The organism is Halomonas halmophila, from assembly GCF_006540005.1.
GTDB lineage: Bacteria > Pseudomonadota > Gammaproteobacteria > Pseudomonadales > Halomonadaceae > Halomonas > Halomonas halmophila.
This window is the reverse complement of the sequence record NZ_BJOC01000011.1, coordinates 96846-113872: the sequence shown is the minus strand read 5'-3', so window position 1 is coordinate 113872 and position 17027 is coordinate 96846. Positions and strand designations below refer to the sequence as shown.

Genomic DNA, 17027 nt, shown 5'->3' with positions numbered 1-17027 from the left:
CACCTTCCACGGTGGCCTTTCTTGTTAAGGCATCACACCACCAATCGCTCAGGAGGGATTGCATGAACCCGACCATCCAGCGCATCGCCTTCATCGGACTCGGCGTCATGGGCTACCCCATGGCCGGCCACCTCGCCCGGGCCGGTTTCGAAGTGCATGTCTACAATCGCACCACATCCCGCGCAGAGGCCTGGGTCACCGCTCACGGCGGCGAACACCATCCCTCTCCCCGTCAGGCCGCCCTCGATGCTGACCTGGTCCTGATGTGTGTCGGCAATGATCAGGACGTCAAGGCGGTCACGCTGGGCGAAGAAGGCGCCCTGGCCGGCATGTCACAGGGCAGCCTGCTGGTCGACCACACCACCGCTTCGGCAAGCCTGGCCGAGACCCTGGATGCCGCCTGCCGCGAGCGGGACATCGGCTTCATCGATGCACCGGTCTCCGGCGGCCAGCAAGGCGCCGAGAATGGCGGCCTGACGATCATGTGCGGGGGAGCCGACAACGACTACGAACGGGCCCAGGCTGTCCTGGGGCACTATGGGCGCGCCGTCAACCTGATGGGCCCCGCCGGCAGCGGCCAACTGACCAAGATGGTCAACCAGATCTGCATCGCCGGCCTGGTCCAGGGGCTGTCGGAAGGCCTGCATTTCGCCGAGAAAGCCGGCCTGGACCAGACGCGCGTCGTCGAGGTCATTGCCCAGGGCGCTGCGGGTTCCTGGCAAATGGAAAACCGCCACCAGACCATGATCAACGGTGAGTACCAGCACGGCTTCGCCATCGACTGGATGCGCAAGGACCTGGATATCTGCCTGCACCAGGCCCGCCAGATCCAGGCGCGCTTGCCGGTGACGGCGCTGGTGGACCAGTTCTATGCCGAGGTACAGGCCATGGGAGGCGGGCGCTGGGACACCTCTGCCCTGCTGAAACGGCTCCAGGTCGGCGACGCGGTGTGACCACTCGACAGACCGTTCATCCGGCGCCTGGCAACGACCTGACGGTATGCCCCGCCTCCACATCAAGAAGGCCCGGATGAACAGCCATGCAGACGCCACAGCACATCAAGGCGACGCCCTGCTGAATCAGCCAGCCCTGTGCACAGGGCTGCGCCGTTCGGCCCCATCCCACGCCCTCTTGCGGCCCTTGAAGCCTTTTCCACACAATCTGTGGATAAACCTGTTTAAAACCTTTCCAAAACGTCCCTGAATCGCCATGAACAGCGGCTCAGCCTCAAATTGATCAAAATTTAACCCGTTTCAAAACATTGATTTTAAAGAGATTTTCTTAGAACCCCGGCATCATGCGGGTTAGCGGGATGTCAAGCTCCGTGTCACATGGAAGGAACAGCAGACGTGGACAAGTCAAGCCCTGAAATCGCCTTTTATGGCTTGAATGAGACACAGACTCATGCTTTGCCAACAGCTATCCACAAGCCAGAGCAGCGGCGAGAACATCCAGGTGAGCAAGGAAAAACGTTCGCGAATGCGAAGGAAGCGCCAAATACGAGCGGCAGAGGAGATGGCGTCCCATAGGGGGTTCGAACCCCTGTTACCGCCGTGAAAGGGCGGTGTCCTGGACCACTAGACGAATGGGACGCAAGGTCTTCGAAAGCGAGATGATGGTGGAGCCTAGCGGGCTCGAACCGCTGACCTCAACACTGCCAGTGTTGCGCTCTCCCAGCTGAGCTAAGGCCCCGTATCTCGTGAAGACGAGGCGCATAATACTGACCACTGAGGGGTTCGTCAACAGATTTTCAGAAGGAAGAGGGAAGAAGGAAGACTCGACACCCCTTCCCTCTTCGCGGCGCGGCGCGCCGCTCTTCCTTCTCAAAGCGGCGCAGCCGCGTCTTACAGCTCCCGATACTCTTTCTCGAACCGCTTGGTCTGCTTCTTGGACACGCCGCCCAGCACGCTGATGGCGTGGCGTAGTCGGGCTCGGGTGACATCCGAGCCGAGGATCGCCATGGCGTCCATCACGGAGGTACTCGTGGAAGAGCCGGTGATGGCGATGAAGACCGGCGCCAGGAAGTCTTTCATCTTCAGTTCGAAATGACTGGAGAGGCTCTTGACCTCGGCCAGCAGGGCTTCCTTATTCCAGGCAGGCAGCGTTTCGCACCGCCAGGAAAGGAACTGCAGCAGCTTGACGAGCATCTCGCGCTCCAGCTTGACCCCGGCAAAGCTCGCTTCGTCCACATTGACCGTTCCGGCGAAGAAGTGTCCGGCCAGCGGCATGACCTCCGACAGTGTCTCCACCCGGGGGCGAACCTGGGGCAGAATCTGGCGCGCATAGGCTTCGTTGAAGGCCCACTCTTTCAGAGCCTCGAGCAAGGCATCATCATCCAGGTCTTCACGGATATACAGGCCATTCAGCCAGGACAGCTTTTCCAGATCGAAGACCGGCCCACCGAGCGACACACGCTGAATATCGAAGTGCGCCATCATCTCGTCCAGGGTGAACTTCTCGCGCTCGTCGGGCATCGACCAGCCCATGCGTCCCAGGTAGTTGGCCACGGCCTGCGGGAGAAAGCCCATGCGACGGTAATAGTTGATCGATGTCGGGTTCTTGCGCTTTGACAGCTTCGACTTGTCGGGATTGCGCAGCAGGGGCATGTGACAGATGGTCGGCATCGGCCAGCCGAAGTACTCGTAAAGCAGCTGATGCTTGGGCGCGGAATTGATCCACTCCTCGCCCCGCAATACATGGGTGATACCCATCAGGTGGTCATCCACCACATTGGCCAGATGATAGGTGGGCATCCCATCCGACTTCAGCAGAACCTGGGCGTCCACCTGGGCCCAATCGACCTCGATGGAACCGCGCAGCATGTCCTCGACCACACAGGTACCCTCGGTCGGTACCGTCATGCGCACCACATGGGGCCAGCCTTCCTGCTCGCGGCGTGCCAACTCATCGGCAGGCAGTGCCAGGTCACAGGGCTTCAGGGCCAGGTGCTGCCCCGCCGCCTTGCGCTCTTCACGCAGCTGATCCAGTTCTTCACTGGTGCGATAGCACTTGAAGGCATGGCCCGACTCCAGCAGCTGCCGGGCATACTCGACATAGATATCACCGCGCTCACTCTGTCGATAAGGACCATGCGGGCCCCCGACATCCGGTCCTTCGTCCCATTCAAGACCCAGCCAGCGCAGCGAATCAAGAATCATCTGCTCGGATTCGGCGGTGGAACGCTGGCGATCCGTATCCTCGATGCGAAGAATGAACTGGCCACCGTGCTGCCGAGCAAAGCACAGATTGAACAGGGCAATATAGGCCGTTCCCACATGGGGGTCTCCGGTGGGAGACGGCGCAATACGAGTACGTACGGTCATGTCATCCTGGGTCCGATCGATGAAAAAGGGAGCCCGCTCACCGGGCAGTCACCGGCATTATACGCACCTGACCCGCTACCGGCAGCCTGTCCCGAATGATCCTCCGACGACAGGCAGTCTGATGTCATCAGGGCAGGAACTCGACCCCGGAGGGCTCGATGCGCACCTGCCAGACGGCTTCCACGATCTGCCCCAGACCATGTTCGGACTCGGCGACCCATTCACCTGTCAGATGCTGCCCCTTATCTCCCAGACGAGCCCGGACCGCTGCCGGCTGCACACTCACCGGCGGCATCATCACGCGCACCCGATACTCTCCCTCGAGCAAGCCACTGCCTGGACCGAAGGGACCCGCGGATACGGCGCCTTCCACAACCTCTTGGCTGTCACGCCAGCTCACACCACTGGCGCTGCGTTCGGCCATTACCCTCAGCCGAGTCCCCTCGGGCAGGTTGGTCGATACCTCGATGACCAGGCGGCCGGCCTCATCGATGCGCAGCGAGATATCGAATTCTACTGGTTGAACAAAAGCCTTCGCCTCATCGGCTCCGGCGTCCTGCACCTCGGTGTTCGGCTGCGCCACTCCGCCGAGACGCTCATCGGCATTTGAATTCGGCTGATCATCATTGCCACAGCCCGCCAACAGCACGACGCTCAGCACGACTGACTGCCATCTCTTCATGCGTGCCCCCAGCACCAAGGATGAACCTTCAGCGTATCATTCAGCCGCGCACCTGCCGACACACTTCGACCATTATCCCGCGATCAGGCTCGACCCGACCTCCACGCAGCGCCACCGACTCTCGCAAGCCCGCCCCGGAGTGATAGAATGGCGACCATATCTCACGCTTCCTGTAGCCGAATCGCATGACCAGCACCCTCGACCGAACCTTCTCCGTGGCGCCCATGATGGATTGGACGACACGCGATTACCGTGCCTTCGCCCGTACCCTGACGCGGTGCGCGCTGCTCTACACCGAGATGGTGACCACGGGCGCCATCCTGTATGGCTCGCCCCGCGAACGCTTCCTGGGCCATGACCCGGTCGAGCATCCGCTGGCGCTGCAGCTCGGCGGCAGTGATGCGGGGGCGCTGGCCGAGTGTGCGGCCATCGCCGAAAGCTGGGGGTATGACGAGGTCAACCTCAATATCGGCTGTCCCAGCGACCGGGTGCAGAACAACCTGATCGGCGCCTGCCTGATGGCGTATCCGGACAAGGTGGCCGCGGCGGTCAAGGCCATGCAGGCTCAGGTCTCGATTCCGGTCACCGTCAAGTGTCGTATCGGTATCGATGACCAGGACGAGGATGCCGACCTGGCGCGCTTCGTCGAGCAGGTGGCGGAGGCCGGCTGCGAGACCTTCATCGTGCATGCCCGCAAGGCCTGGCTGGAGGGCCTGTCACCCAAGGAAAACCGGGATGTGCCCCCGCTCAATTACCCGCGGGTGCATCGCCTGAAAACCCAGTACCCCTCGCTGCACATCGGCATCAACGGCGGCATCAAGGACCTGGCGGAATGCCGCGCGCAACTGGACGATGTGGATAGCGTCATGGTCGGCCGCGAAGCCTACCAGAACCCCTGGCTGCTGGCCTCGGTGGATTCATGCCTGTATGGCCGGCGCGACCCGGCCTCGAGCCGCCACGAGGCAGCACGCGCCCTGCGCCCCTACATCGCCAGACGACTCGAGGAAGGTGCCCGGCTCAACCACCTGACACGCCACCTGCTGGGGCTGTTCCAGGGCTGCCCCGGGGGGCGGCGCTTCCGCCGTCACCTCTCCGAGAATGCACACCGCGATGGTGCCGGCCTGGCGGTGGTCGACGATGCCCTCGGCCTGGTGCCCGAGACCCAGCCCGCCATGGCGGGCTGAGCCGGCAGGTCAATACAACGAATCCGGTGGCGGCTCCAGGCTGGACTGGAAGGTCTCGATGGCACTTTCGGCTTCATCGATCTCGTCGAAACGGGCGATATGGAACAGTGCCTCGCCCTCATTGACCAGCGGCAACCGACCCATGCCGATCACGATGCCGTCTGCCATCGACAGCACCTCGCCTTCGGCATTGCCGAAGGGGTCGGCGACGCGCCCCAGCTGTTGCCCCCTGGCCACTCGCGCCCCCAGCCGGACCTGGGGCCGCAGGATGCCGTCGATGGGCGCCCTCGCCCAGCTCGAGCCGTTGGCCACCTCTGCCGCCGGCGGTTCGCGACGCCGACTGCCTGAGCTCAGCATGCCCAGGCGCCGCATGACCCTCAGCACACCCCGCACTCCGGGCGTGATGGCCCACTCATCGAAGCGCAACGCCTCCCCGGCTTCATAGGTCAGTACCGGCGTGCCGCGATTCTGCGCATAATGGCGCAGGCTACCCTCACGCAGTTCGGCGTTGAGTATGACGGGGGCGCCGAAGGCATTGGCCATGCGCTCCGTCTCCTCGCTGGTCGCCAGCTGGGCACGAATCTGTGGCAGATTGGTGCGGTGAATGGCGCCGGTATGCAGATCGATGATGTGGGTCGCCTGATCGACGATCTGCTCGCGGAACAGTGCCGCCACTCGCCCCCCCAGCGACCCCGACTCACTGCCCGGAAAGCAGCGATTGAGGTCCCGCCGATCGGGCAGATAGCGGGTGTGCTGCACGAAGCCGAATACATTGACGATGGGCACGGCGATCAGGGTTCCCTTCAAGCGCGACAACTGCCGGGAGCGCAGCAGGCGTCGCACGATCTCGACCCCATTGATTTCATCGCCATGAATGCCACCGCACACCAGCATCACCGGTCCGGGCTGTCGCCCATGCACGACCTCCACCGGGATGTACAAGGGGGCATGGGTATACAGCTTGGCCACGGGAACATCGATCTGTTGTCGAGTCCCGGGTGCGACACGCACATCGGCCAGCTCAAAAGGCGCACGAGCCATTATCCTTCCCTGTTGCAGCCACAAGACAAGCCCTTCTTATACACTGCGCAGCACGACAAGACGAGGGCCGGAAATAACCATACACCAACGAATGTAAAAACCCTCCGCCTCGGGTAGAATGGAATCAAGCATCATCAAGAGTCGAACTTGCCCATGGCCCGACGTACCAAGGCCGAAGCCGAAGCCACACGCGTGGCACTGCTGGATGCCGCCGAAGCCGTCTTCTTCGAAAAAGGCGTCGCCTGTACCTCGCTCGAGCAGATTGCCCGCCATGCCGGCATGACGCGAGGTGCAGTGTATTGGCATTTTCGCAACAAGGCCGACCTGTTTCGCGCGGTGCTCGACCGGGTGCGGATGCCCTTCGAGGAACTCGTGGCCGAAAATGTGCCCGACGAAGCTTCACCACTGGAAGCCATTCGCCTGGGGTGCCAGCAGGGGTTTCATCGGCTCGAGCAAACGCAGCATCGCCGCGTTCATGCCACCCTGCTGCACCGCTGCGAATTTTCCACCGACATCGACCCCCAGGCGATCCAGGCCGAAATGGCCAACGAGTGCCTGGGCGCTCTGCAGATCTACCTTGACGAGGCCCAGGCACAAGGCCTGCTGCGCAAGGACCTGGACCCGGCCGTGGCCACCCGCCTGCTACAGACAACCCTGAGCGGCCTCTACCACGACTGGCTACGCAACACCGAAGCCTTTTCCCTACAGCAGCGCGGCACGGAGCTGGTGGACACTCAGCTCCGCCTGTTCAGCCGCGACACCGCCTCAAGCTGAGCTCGAGGAGCCGTTGCGGCTCCTGGGTTCGCTGCTGGCTCCCTCATGGCCGACGAGGCGAAGCTTCACCAGCCGTGTGCGGGCGTCCAGGTAATCCTGCTCCAGCACCGACCGGTAGGCACCGACATCGCCGAGGTACTTGACCAGGACTCGCCGATCGCCCGGACGTGGCTGATTGCCCGACTTGCCCTTTAACACCACTTGACGGTGCTCGTCATCGTCCAGCACGGCGGTAGCGCCTCGGTCCTCGGTGACGTCGACCACACGTACCGTCTCGCCAAGCAGGCAGCGACGCGAAAGCGTCGGATGGCGGTGCAGCCTGCCATGCAAGCGCCGACACAGCGCTGCCGACAGCGGTGATGCCAGGGCAAACGCCGCCCAAAGCACGACGACCCCGGCCGGCACACGGAAGAGTCCCAGCGAGATCCGGCTCAGCAGCAGCCATTCGATAGCCAGCGTGACCAGCCCGGCGAGGATGGTCAGTACGCTCAGAGCCATGGAGACCGGGACACCGGCAAAGCCCAGCGTGACCATGGTGCTGGCCAGATGATCCTCCTTGAGGCTGTCTCGTTCGAAGAGTTCGGTGGGCACCAGGCGCAGCATCACCAGCAGCCAGTACAGCGCAAGCAAACCCAGCAGTAGCGTGAAGACAATCAGCGGAAAGCTTAGAGCCAGCTCCATCACGGTGTTCATGGCGCGTCCTCCTGTGGTCGTGTGACCTGGGATGTCGGTCGAATGCAGGGAAACGCTGCACGTCGCCCCGATATCGGCCCGATAGCACTGCCCGGTTAATTAGCCGGCAAAACTTTCTTTTCCTTTCAGGATAGACCATGCAATGCCGTGACCATCCCCCCTCTTTCGTTGTAGAGACCAGGCGCTTCCCTATCGCCGCCCCCTCAATAAAAAACGGGCACCGCCCCCGAAGGTGCGATGCCCGTCCGCCACGGATCAGGGAAATGTCAGATCAGTGAGCGTCCTGCTGCACGGCTGTCTCACTATTCCCGCTATCCGCCTTGCCGGTCTTGCGCTTCAGCCAGTCGGTAATGGCCGCGATCATGGCGTAGAAGCTGGGCACGAACAGGCTGCCGAGAATGGCCACCGAGGCCATGCCCACCGCCACCGTGGTACCGATGTGATGGCTGCTGGTGGCACTGGCGCCGGTTGCCAGGGCCAGCGGCAAGGTACCGAAGATGAACGCCAGCGACGTCATGACGATCGGCCGGAAACGCAGCTCAGCCGCCGTGATCGCTGCTTCGCGGATCGACTTGCCCTGTTCGCGACGCTGCAACTCGGCAAACTCGACAATCAGGATGGCATTCTTGGCCGCCAGGCCGACGACCACCAGCATGCCGATCTGCACATAGACACTGGTGTCGAGCCCCCGCAGCACGATGCCACCGATGCCACCGAGGAAGGCAAAGGGCGTCGCCGTCAGCACCGCCAGTGGTAACGACCAGCTCTCGTACTGCGCTGCCAGTATCAGGAACACCATCAAGAGCCCAAACACGATGGCCAGAGTCGCCGCGCTCCCTGCCTGACTCTCCTGGTAGGCCGTACCGGTCCAGCCCATTCCCCAGCCAGGACCAAGCACATCCTTCACCAGTTGCTCCATGGCCTGAATGGCTTGGCTCGAGCTGTACCCTGGCGCCGGTCCGCCCTGGAACTGGGCCGCAGTATAGACACCGAAACGCGTGACTACCGAAGGCGCTGTCTGCCGCTCGATGGAAGCGAATTCGGAGATCGGGATGCGCTCTCCGTCACCGCCACGCACATAGATATTGTTGATATCGTCCGGCGTCTTGCGGAACTCATCCTCGTTCTGCAGGTAGACCTGGAAGTTGCGTCCCTGATAGCTGAAGTAGTTGACGAAGCCATTGCCCAGCGTCGTGCCCAGAGTCGAATTCAAGGCATCCATGGACACGCCATAGCTCAACGCCTTCTGGCGATCGAGCGTAACCTCGTAGGACGGCACATTGGCACTGTAGGTCGTGAAGACCTGCTTCAACGCCGGGTGCTTGGCCGCCGCCCCCATGAGCTTCATGGATGCCTGAGACATTTCTTCGGGTGAGGCACCTTCATAGGACTGCAGATAGCCGGTAAACCCGCCCGTGGTGGACAAGCCGATGATCGGTGGCATATTGAAGGCCATGGCCGAGCCACCCGGGATCTGGGCACCGAACTTCATGATCTTGCCGATCAGCTCCTCGACACCCATGTCACGCTCGCTCCAGGGCTTCATGTTGACGAAGATGACGCCCCGCGCTGTATTCACCGTGCTGGTCAGCATGTCATAGCCTGCCACCGCAGTGGAGTACTTGACCGACTCGACACCCTCGATGGCATCACTGAGCTTGGCCATGTAGTTCTGGGTGCGCTCCAGCGAGGCCGCATCAGGCAGCTGTACCGAGGCCAGCACGATCCCCTGATCCGTGGAAGGCACCAGCGTCGAGGGCGTGCTCTGATACATCCACCAGGAGCCGGCACCGACCAGGGCCGTCAACAGCAGCGCCACGCCCCAGAAGCGCACCAGTACCTTGACGCCCCACATATAGACGGCGGTGATACCGGCAAACAGACGATCGAACAAGCGCAAGGGGGTGCGTACCGCACGCATGAAGGCAGTTTCCTTGCGGTGCAGATCATGCTTGATGAAGATTGCCGATAGCGCCGGTGTGAAGGTCAGTGCCATGAGTGCCGAGAAGGCGACCGAGACCGCCACCGTCAGGGCAAACTGCTGATAGATCTGGCCACTGAAACCGCCCAGGAAGGCCACCGGCACGAAGACCGCCGCCATGATCAGCGAGGTCGCGATGACCGGACCACCGACCTCCTTCATGGCCCTGATGGTCGCTTGCATCACCGTGATGTCTTCATCTTCACTGAGCACCCGCTCGACGTTCTCCACCACCAGTATGGCGTCATCGACCACTATGCCGATCGACAACACCATGGCGAACAACGTCAGCAGGTTGATGGAAAAGCCGAACATGTAGAAGCCGGCAAAGGTCGCCAGTACCGAGACTGGCACCACCGACATGGCGATGATCGTGAAGCGCCAGTTCTGCAGGAAGATGAACAGAATGACGGCGACGATCAGGAAGGCTTCGATGAAGGTATGAAAGACCGTCTCAACCGAGGCGCTGATGAACTGAGTGGTGTCATAGGGAGTGACATACTCGAGTCCCGGCGGGAAGCGGCTGGACAGTTCCTCCATGGTGCTGATCACACCCTTCGCCGTCTCCAACGCATTGGCGCCGGGCTGCTGATTAATCATGATCGGCGTCATGGTGCCGCCGTTCAGCTTGGCGTCGACCCCATAGAAGGACGCCCCGAGTTCGACCCGTGCCACATCTCCGAGACGCAATGACGAGCCATCCGGGTTGGTACGCAGGAAGATGTCGCGGAAATCATCAGGGCTGGTCAGGCGCCCTCCGGCGGTCACCGTGTAGGTGTAGGCTCGCGGGTCATCCTGAGGCGCAGCCGCCAGGCTGCCCGCCGGCACTGCAGTGTTCTGGGCGCGAATCGCCTGCGACACCTCGGCCGGTGTCAGGTCGTATTCGGCCAGTTTGTCCGGGTCCATCCATATCCGCATGGCGAACTCGCCGCCACCCAACACCTCGGCGGACCCCACACCCTTCACCTGGCGAAGCTCATCCAGAATGTTGAGGGTGGCATAGTTCTGCATGCAGACCTTGCCGTAATCGCCATCCGGCGAGATCAACGACACCAGCATGAGGATCGAGCTGGAACTCAGCTCGACCTGCACGCCCTGGCTCTGCACTGCTTCGGGCAACTGAGACAGGGCGCCCTGCACCCGGTTGTTGACGTTGATGGTATTGATATCGCCATCGGAACCAATGGCAAAGGACACATTGAGCGACATCGACCCCTGGCTGGAGCTGGTCGACGTCATGTAAAGCATGTCTTCAACACCGTTGATGGCTTCCGCCAGCGGGGCCGCCACCGTCTGGGATACAGTCTCGGCATCGGCACCCGGGTAGGAAGCCTGCACGGACACCGTCGGCGGTACCACGCTGGGATACTGCTCGATGGGCAGCACTCGCATGCTCATCACCCCGACAATCGTCAGGATGATGGCGAGTACTGTCGAGAAGATCGGTCGTTTGATGAAGAAGTTGGAGAAACTCATTCCGCTCCCTCTTCGGCCGACGCGGAACCTTGCTCTCCAGATGCCACCTGGTTCCCACCAGGGGCAGCACCACCTTCAGCCGACTGCTTCTTACCGGCACTTTGCGACTGTACCAGCTTGTCCATCAGGGCCTCGGCATCACCATTGAAAGGCTGAGGCTCGATCGCTGTGCCCGGCTGCAGGCCGGCTGGATCGCCGACCACCACGCGATCACCGGGCTGGAGCCCATCCAGGATGATCTGCCAGGGACCGGCGAGCTCACCCAGTTGTAAGGTGCGTGAGCGTGCCACATTCTGTTCGTCGAGAACGAACACCTGCGGGCCCATCAGGCCCTGAGTAACAGAAATTTCAGGTACCGCCAGCACGTTGAAGCGCTTGAGCCCTTCCAGGCTCACCCGGGCGAACTGCCCCGGCAAAACCTTGCCATCGGGGTTGGCGAAGCTGGCCTCGGCTTGCACCGTGCCGGTGCTTTCATTGACACGAGCGCCCAGAAAATCGAGCTTACCCTCCATGGTCCCGCCATTGTTGGGCAACTCCAGGCTGGCACCGATGTCACCGATTGACTGGGTCTTCAACTGCTGGCGCAACGCCGACGCAGCGGCTTGCGGCATCTGAAAGCGCGCTTCAAGCGGATCAAGCGGGGTAATCGTGGCAAGTTTCGTACCCGAATTCACCAGATTGCCAACGTTCACCTGGCTGAGACCGATCTGGCCACTCACCGGAGCGGTCACGTCAGTATAACTCAGGTCGAGCTGGGCACTGCTCAGCGCCGCTTCGGCCTGGGCCACGCTGGCTCGCGCTACATTGCGGTCGGCCAGTGCCTGATCATACTGCTGACGACTCACCGAGTTCTGGCTGAGCAGCTGTTCATAGCGTCGAGCATCGCTCTGCGCACGCGCCAACTCCGCCTTGGCGCTTTCCAGATCGGCCTTGCGCTGCGCCACGGTCGCCTGGTACAGATCCGGTTCGATGGCATACAGGCTCTCACCCTGCTCGACAATCTCTCCCGGCTCGAACCTGCGCTCTTCAAGCACCCCGGTCACGCGGGCAACCAGTGTGACTTCACCGTCACTGCGCAGCTTGGAGGGGTAGGACTTGTCCAGAGGGATGTCCTGCCTGGCCATTTCCATGACCGGCATGGGACGTGGCGGCGCCTCACCAGAGGCGGCTTGCTGTTGCTGACCGCTACCATCGCCCTGACCGCAGGCTGCCAGCAACAGGCCCGAGGCAAGTGCCAGGAGTCCACCTCGGGCCCTGTGAATCATCGTTTTCATGCCTAGCTATCCCGTTGAGCACATCGAAAGTCGACAAGACTATACATATAAAAGCGCGGATGTAAAACATACATCCACGTCTGTATGTCACGTTGCAGGTTCGGTATCACGTCTCCGGCTGCGGAGGCTCCCCGATGTCCAGTGCCTGCTCATATTGCCCTTCTTCCGGCAGAGTGAAGGTGACACTCTGGTTCTCATCCAGCCAGTTATTGACTTCCTCGATGGCATCGACATCGAGTGTCCCGGACTGCTGTCGGAGAGTCAGCAGGTTGATGACATAGTCATAGCGGGCTTCGGCGTGGTTGGCGATGGCGTCATATAGGCTCTGTTCGGCATTGAGCACATCGACGATATTGCGCGTGCCGACCTCATACCCCGCGCGCGTGGCTTCCAGAGCGCTACGGTTGGAGACGATGGCCTGAGCGCGTGCTTCCACCGTAGCCACATTGTTGCTGACCTGAGTGAACAGCGAGCGCACCTGCTGAATAGTGTCGCGACGCTGAGCTTCGAAGTCGTACTGACTGGATTCGAGATCGTAGGTGCCTTGGCGGATCGAGGCACTGGTGCGCCCGCCGGTGTACAAGGGCATGCTGACATTGACCCCGACCTGGGCGGTGGAATCCTCGCCATTGAGCGTGTCGTTGTCACTGTCGGCATACTGATAATTGGCAAACGCCTCGACGACCGGCAGCCGCTGGGCCTGGGCGACATCCACTCCGCTGCGCGCGACCTCGACGCCGGCCTTCTGAGCCAGCACCTGAGGGTTTTTGTTCAGGGCTCGCTCGACCCAGGCATCACGCTTGGCCGGCTGCGGCGGCGTCACCGACATGCTGTCGCCCAGCGACTCGATACTGTCATAACGCTGACCGGTCAACCGCTCCAGGGCCTCGAAGGCGACCTGGAGGTCACTCTCCGCGGCAATGCGCTCGGCTCGTGACTGGTCATAGCTGGCCTTGGCTTCTTCAACTTCTGTGATCGCGATCAATCCGACATCAAACTGCTCGCGAGCCTGTTCGAGCTGACGCCCGATGGCACGTTCCTGCGCACGACGGGCCTCCAGGATTTCGTGAGCGCGCAGGATGTCGAAATAGGCGGTCGCCACATCAAGCAACACCTGTTGCTCGGTGGCGGCCAATTGATACGTCTGCTGATCGATCTGACGCTTGGCCTGTTCGACTTCAGCGCTGTTGACGGCGTCATAGAGTGCCTGGGTCGCATTCAGCGACAGACTGGCGCTGTTGTAGCGATCATCACCGCCACCGCCGGCCTCGCCACCTTGAGCGGCCGACTGGCTCGCGAACTGCTCGTTGTGCGCCACCTCGCCCGAAGCACTCACCTGGGGCAGCAGGTCGCCCTGCTGGACATCCAGACCCGCCTCCACACTACGTGTGTTGGCACGCGCTGCGGCAAGTTCAGCGTTATTTTCCAGTGCATCCCGCGTGATGGTCAGCAGGTCGGCGGCATAAGCCGGACTGGCCATCAAGGAGGCAACTACCATTGACAGAAGAGTCCTACGGGCCGGACGAGCAGCGCGGCTCGCCAGCTTCACGGGACGAGAAGGCATCATCGGCAAGATCCTTTGTCGATTCGTGGACGTGATATACATACATTGTCGCATGTTTCCGGCCTGAGTCCATCGCTGAGCAGGCTGGCCAAGTGAATTTTTTGCGCTTCGACGTCAGCATCCGTCGAATCGTCTATGCTGCATAGCAGCATAGACCAATCTGACCAGGACACCACCTCATGGATGCACTGACACTGTTCAAGGTTCGCGAGCTCGAAATCGCCGTGCGCATATGGAATCCGCAGGCCCCCAGGACCATCGTCGCCTGGCACGGCCTGGCTCGACACGGGGGCGACTTCGAGGACCTGGCCCGTCAACTCGGCCCCGAGTGGCGAATTCTCGCGCCCGACACCCCGGGACGCGGGCTCTCCAGCTGGTCGCTGTACCCGGCCCATGATTACCTGTACGCGCATTACATGACCATTGCCGAGGCGCTGCTCGATCATTTCGAACTCGAACGGGTCGACTGGGTGGGAACGTCCATGGGCGGGCTGCTGGGCATGCTGTTGGCAGCCAATGCCACTACGGCGGGGCGCATCGAACGACTGGTGCTCAATGACGTCGGCCCCGAGCTCGACGCCTCGGGTCTGGCGACATTGGGTGCCTACTTTGCCGTGCCACATCGCTTCACCCGCTTCAGTGAACTGGAGGCCGAGCTGCGCGAGCATTACGCCGCCTTCGGTATCGATGATGACAGCGCCTGGCGCCAACTGGCGCTCAACAGCGCACGCCGGCTCCCCGACGGCAGCTGGACCCACCACTATGATCCGCGCATCGGTGAGCAATTCATCCACGATACCCCCGCGACATGTGGCAGGTCTGGGAATCACTGCGCTGCCCGGTGATGGTGGTGCGCGGTGAGTCATCGACACTGCTCGCCGCCGAGAGTATAGACAAGATGCGTCAGCTTCGCCCCGACCTGGTCAGTCTCGAGGTTCCGGAAGCCGGCCACGCGCCCATGCTCGACCGGCCGAGTCAGGTCGACCCGATCCGGGCATTCCTGACGCGTCCTGCCGAAGAAGTCGACGCACCGCCCTACCGCTTCCGCAAGCGCCTGCCCTGGTGGAAACGCTGGCTGCGCTTCGGCCGGTCATCGCGTTGACAGGCGGCAGACGCTCTGCGGGAAATGCTCGATGCCGAGAACTAGGATGCTGGCTGCTCCACGCGAGCCAGCGCCCGTTCCACACCGCGGCGATAGGCGCCCCCGAACAGCAGCAGATGATTGAGCAGGGGGTAGAGCTGGAAAAGCGCTTCGCGGCGCGGCCAGTCGTCCGGCTCGCGGCCATCCCAGTAGGCGCTGAAGAAGGCCGCGCCGGGGGCGCCGAACAGGGTCAGCATGGCCAGATCGACCTCGGGGTAATGCCGATAGACCGCCGGATCGATGATCGCCGGGCCGCGCGCGGTAAAGAGCACATTGCCCGACCACAGGTCGCCATGCACCAGGCTGGGCGGCGACGGCGGCAACCAGGTGTCCAGATCGCGGGCCACGCCTTCCAGTCGTGCCCTCAGCTTGCCATCCAGCAGTCCCCTGTCATGACAGGCCTGCGCCAGCGGCAGCAGGCGTCGCTCACGCTGAAAGGCACGCCCGTCCATCAGCGGTTGGTTGGGCTGGGGTGTCAAGCCGCAGGCATTGTCGCGATGCCAGCCATGGGCGGCCCCGCTCGACGCATGCAGGTCGCGCAGCCCCTCCCCCAGGGCGGCCTCGTCACGCTGCCCGGCACCTGCCTGCTCCAGCGCCTCCATGATCAGCCAGCCCTCGCCTTCACCCAGCACCTCGGGCACCACCAGCCGGGTCGCCGATTCGCGCAGCGCCCGCAGTCCATCGGCCTCGCCGGTCAGACGTTCGGCATCATCGCGCTTGATGATCACTGGCCCCTGGCGGGTATCCAGCCAGGCCACCGAGGCGCTGTCGCCACCGCCCAGCGAGCGCGGCTCGCCAAGTGGGACCAGTGCCAGGGATGCCAGCATCTCGCGTATCGGGGTTTCCATGATCTCACTCCTTGGCGTCTGGTTGGAAAACGGGATGACAGCCGCCACTGCGACATCCGACAATCAGAGCCAGCCATCGAATCCACGACACACGAGAGGTGAAGCTGCCATGTACAAGCTGGCGTTTTTTGTCCCCCGGGAGGATGCCGAAGGGGTCAAGGAAGCGGTATTCGCCACCGGCGCCGGGCGCATCGGCGACTACGAGGCCTGCTGCTTCGAGACTCCCGGTAGCGGACAGTTCCGGCCTCTGTCCGGCGCCGACCCGCACATCGGCCGGGTCGGCGACCTGGAGACCGTCAGCGAACTCAAGGTCGAGCTGGTGTGTGACGATGCCCTGATTCATGATGCCGTGGCGGCGCTGCGTCAGGCTCACCCCTATGAGGAGCCCGCCTTCGATGTGTGGCGCCTGGAAGCGATCTAGGCGCCCGCGCCCCGGACATCATGCCGAGCCGAAGTAACGCTCGCGATCCTCGGGGGTGATATCGCTGAGGTGCAGCGGAAACCCCCGGTCCGCGTGGCGATCCGTATAGAAGTGGCGGAGCGTCCGCTCGATCGTCGGAAAGGCCAGTTCATCCCAGGGGACCTCGTGCTCCTCGAACAGCGCCACCTCGAGGCTTTCCGCCCCGGCAGCGAAGCCGCCCGCGAGATCGGCCAGGAAGATCATGTAGACCTGATTGATGTGCGGCAGGTTGATGAGGGTATAGAGTCCCTGTAGCGAAACGTCCGCACAGGCCTCCTCCTGCGTTTCCCGGGCGGCCGCCTGCTGGGTGGTCTCGGCGTTCTCCATGAAGCCGGCCGGCAAAGTCCAGTAGCCCTTGCGAGGCGCGATGGCACGTCGACACAGGAGGATCTGCGAACCACGCACCGGCAGGGTGCCGGCAATGATGCGTGGATTCTGATAATGAATACTGCCACAGGCATCGCACAGATAGCGCGGTCGGTCATCACCTTCGGGTACCGCGAAGCGGACCGGCTGGCCACAATGGCTACAAAAATTCATGGTCCTCCCTGACGAGCCGTTCGCGAGGCGTCGGCCCGAACTTGAC

At 62.4% G+C, this 17027-nt stretch carries 13 protein-coding genes, 2 tRNA genes and 1 pseudogene; 5 read left to right on the top strand and 11 right to left on the bottom strand.

The annotated features are described in order from the left end of the window. The first annotated feature begins 62 nt into the window (after positions 1–62). Positions 63–953, top strand: a complete 891-nt coding sequence (locus HHA01_RS03290) for an NAD(P)-dependent oxidoreductase (protein WP_174787708.1) — start codon at positions 63–65, stop codon at positions 951–953. Positions 954–1516: 563 nt separating this feature from the next. On the opposite strand, the gene HHA01_RS03285 is transcribed toward HHA01_RS03290, so the two are convergent. The 4 genes from HHA01_RS03285 to HHA01_RS03270 all read right to left on the bottom strand — a co-directional run bounded on the left by HHA01_RS03285 (position 1517) and on the right by HHA01_RS03270 (position 4005). Then, positions 1517–1592: transfer RNA gene (locus HHA01_RS03285), tRNA-Glu, on the bottom strand. Positions 1593–1616: 24 nt separating this feature from the next. Then, positions 1617–1692, bottom strand: a tRNA-Ala gene (locus tag HHA01_RS03280). A gap of 152 nt (positions 1693–1844) precedes the next feature. Next, positions 1845–3323, bottom strand: a complete 1479-nt coding sequence (gene gltX, locus HHA01_RS03275) for a glutamate--tRNA ligase (RefSeq protein WP_141317687.1) — start codon at positions 3321–3323, stop codon at positions 1845–1847. 127 nt (positions 3324–3450) lie between these two features. Next, positions 3451–4005, bottom strand: coding sequence for a hypothetical protein (locus tag HHA01_RS03270; protein WP_141317685.1), 555 nt, complete (start codon positions 4003–4005; stop codon positions 3451–3453). A 185-nt stretch (positions 4006–4190) separates the two neighbouring features. On the opposite strand from HHA01_RS03270, the gene dusA reads away from it, so the two are divergent. Next, complete coding sequence (gene dusA / locus HHA01_RS03265) at positions 4191–5189, top strand: tRNA dihydrouridine(20/20a) synthase DusA (protein WP_141317683.1); 999 nt, start codon at positions 4191–4193, stop codon at positions 5187–5189. 9 nt (positions 5190–5198) lie between these two features. Here dusA and HHA01_RS03260 read toward each other — a convergent pair whose 3' ends face one another. Next, complete coding sequence (locus tag HHA01_RS03260) at positions 5199–6230, bottom strand: succinylglutamate desuccinylase/aspartoacylase family protein (RefSeq protein ID WP_141317681.1); 1032 nt, start codon at positions 6228–6230, stop codon at positions 5199–5201. Between the two features lie 153 nt (positions 6231–6383). Between HHA01_RS03260 and HHA01_RS03255 the strand changes: the two genes are divergently transcribed. Beyond that, on the top strand, positions 6384–7004 hold the full coding sequence (locus HHA01_RS03255) for a TetR family transcriptional regulator (RefSeq protein WP_141317679.1): 621 nt from the start codon (positions 6384–6386) through the stop codon (positions 7002–7004). Here HHA01_RS03255 and HHA01_RS03250 read toward each other — a convergent pair. The 4 genes from HHA01_RS03250 to HHA01_RS03235 all read right to left on the bottom strand — a co-directional run bounded on the left by HHA01_RS03250 (position 6996) and on the right by HHA01_RS03235 (position 13995). Then, entirely contained in the window at positions 6996–7697 is a 702-nt protein-coding gene (locus HHA01_RS03250; RefSeq protein ID WP_141317678.1) for a hypothetical protein, read from the bottom strand. The two genes, HHA01_RS03255 and HHA01_RS03250, sit on opposite strands and share 9 nt — an antisense overlap. A 271-nt stretch (positions 7698–7968) precedes the next feature. Then, on the bottom strand, positions 7969–11154 hold the full coding sequence (locus tag HHA01_RS03245) for an efflux RND transporter permease subunit (protein ID WP_141317677.1): 3186 nt from the start codon (positions 11152–11154) through the stop codon (positions 7969–7971). Further along, a complete protein-coding gene (locus HHA01_RS03240) occupies positions 11151–12428 on the bottom strand; it encodes an efflux RND transporter periplasmic adaptor subunit (RefSeq protein ID WP_141317676.1) in 1278 nt (425 codons plus the stop codon). The genes HHA01_RS03245 and HHA01_RS03240 overlap by 4 nt, the downstream gene beginning before the upstream one ends. A gap of 106 nt (positions 12429–12534) precedes the next feature. Beyond that, positions 12535–13995 carry a TolC family outer membrane protein gene (locus tag HHA01_RS03235; RefSeq protein ID WP_141317675.1) on the bottom strand — a complete coding sequence of 487 codons (1461 nt, stop codon included), beginning with the start codon at positions 13993–13995 and terminating at the stop codon, positions 12535–12537. 176 nt (positions 13996–14171) lie between these two features. On the opposite strand from HHA01_RS03235, the pseudogene HHA01_RS03230 reads away from it, so the two are divergent. After that, positions 14172–15094 (top strand): annotated as a pseudogene (locus HHA01_RS03230) (alpha/beta fold hydrolase). Between the two features lie 41 nt (positions 15095–15135). Here the strand turns inward: HHA01_RS03230 and HHA01_RS03225 are convergent. Beyond that, positions 15136–15981 (bottom strand): fructosamine kinase family protein, encoded by an 846-nt coding sequence (locus HHA01_RS03225; RefSeq protein WP_141317674.1) that lies wholly within the window; start codon positions 15979–15981, stop codon positions 15136–15138. 109 nt (positions 15982–16090) lie between these two features. Between HHA01_RS03225 and HHA01_RS03220 the strand changes: the two genes are divergently transcribed. After that, positions 16091–16402, top strand: a complete 312-nt coding sequence (locus tag HHA01_RS03220; protein ID WP_141317673.1) for a YqfO family protein — start codon at positions 16091–16093, stop codon at positions 16400–16402. Positions 16403–16420: 18 nt separating this feature from the next. Here the strand turns inward: HHA01_RS03220 and HHA01_RS03215 are convergent, their stop codons facing one another. Next, on the bottom strand, positions 16421–16981 hold the full coding sequence (locus HHA01_RS03215) for an NUDIX hydrolase (RefSeq protein WP_141317672.1): 561 nt from the start codon (positions 16979–16981) through the stop codon (positions 16421–16423). Between the last annotated feature and the right edge of the window lie 46 nt (positions 16982–17027).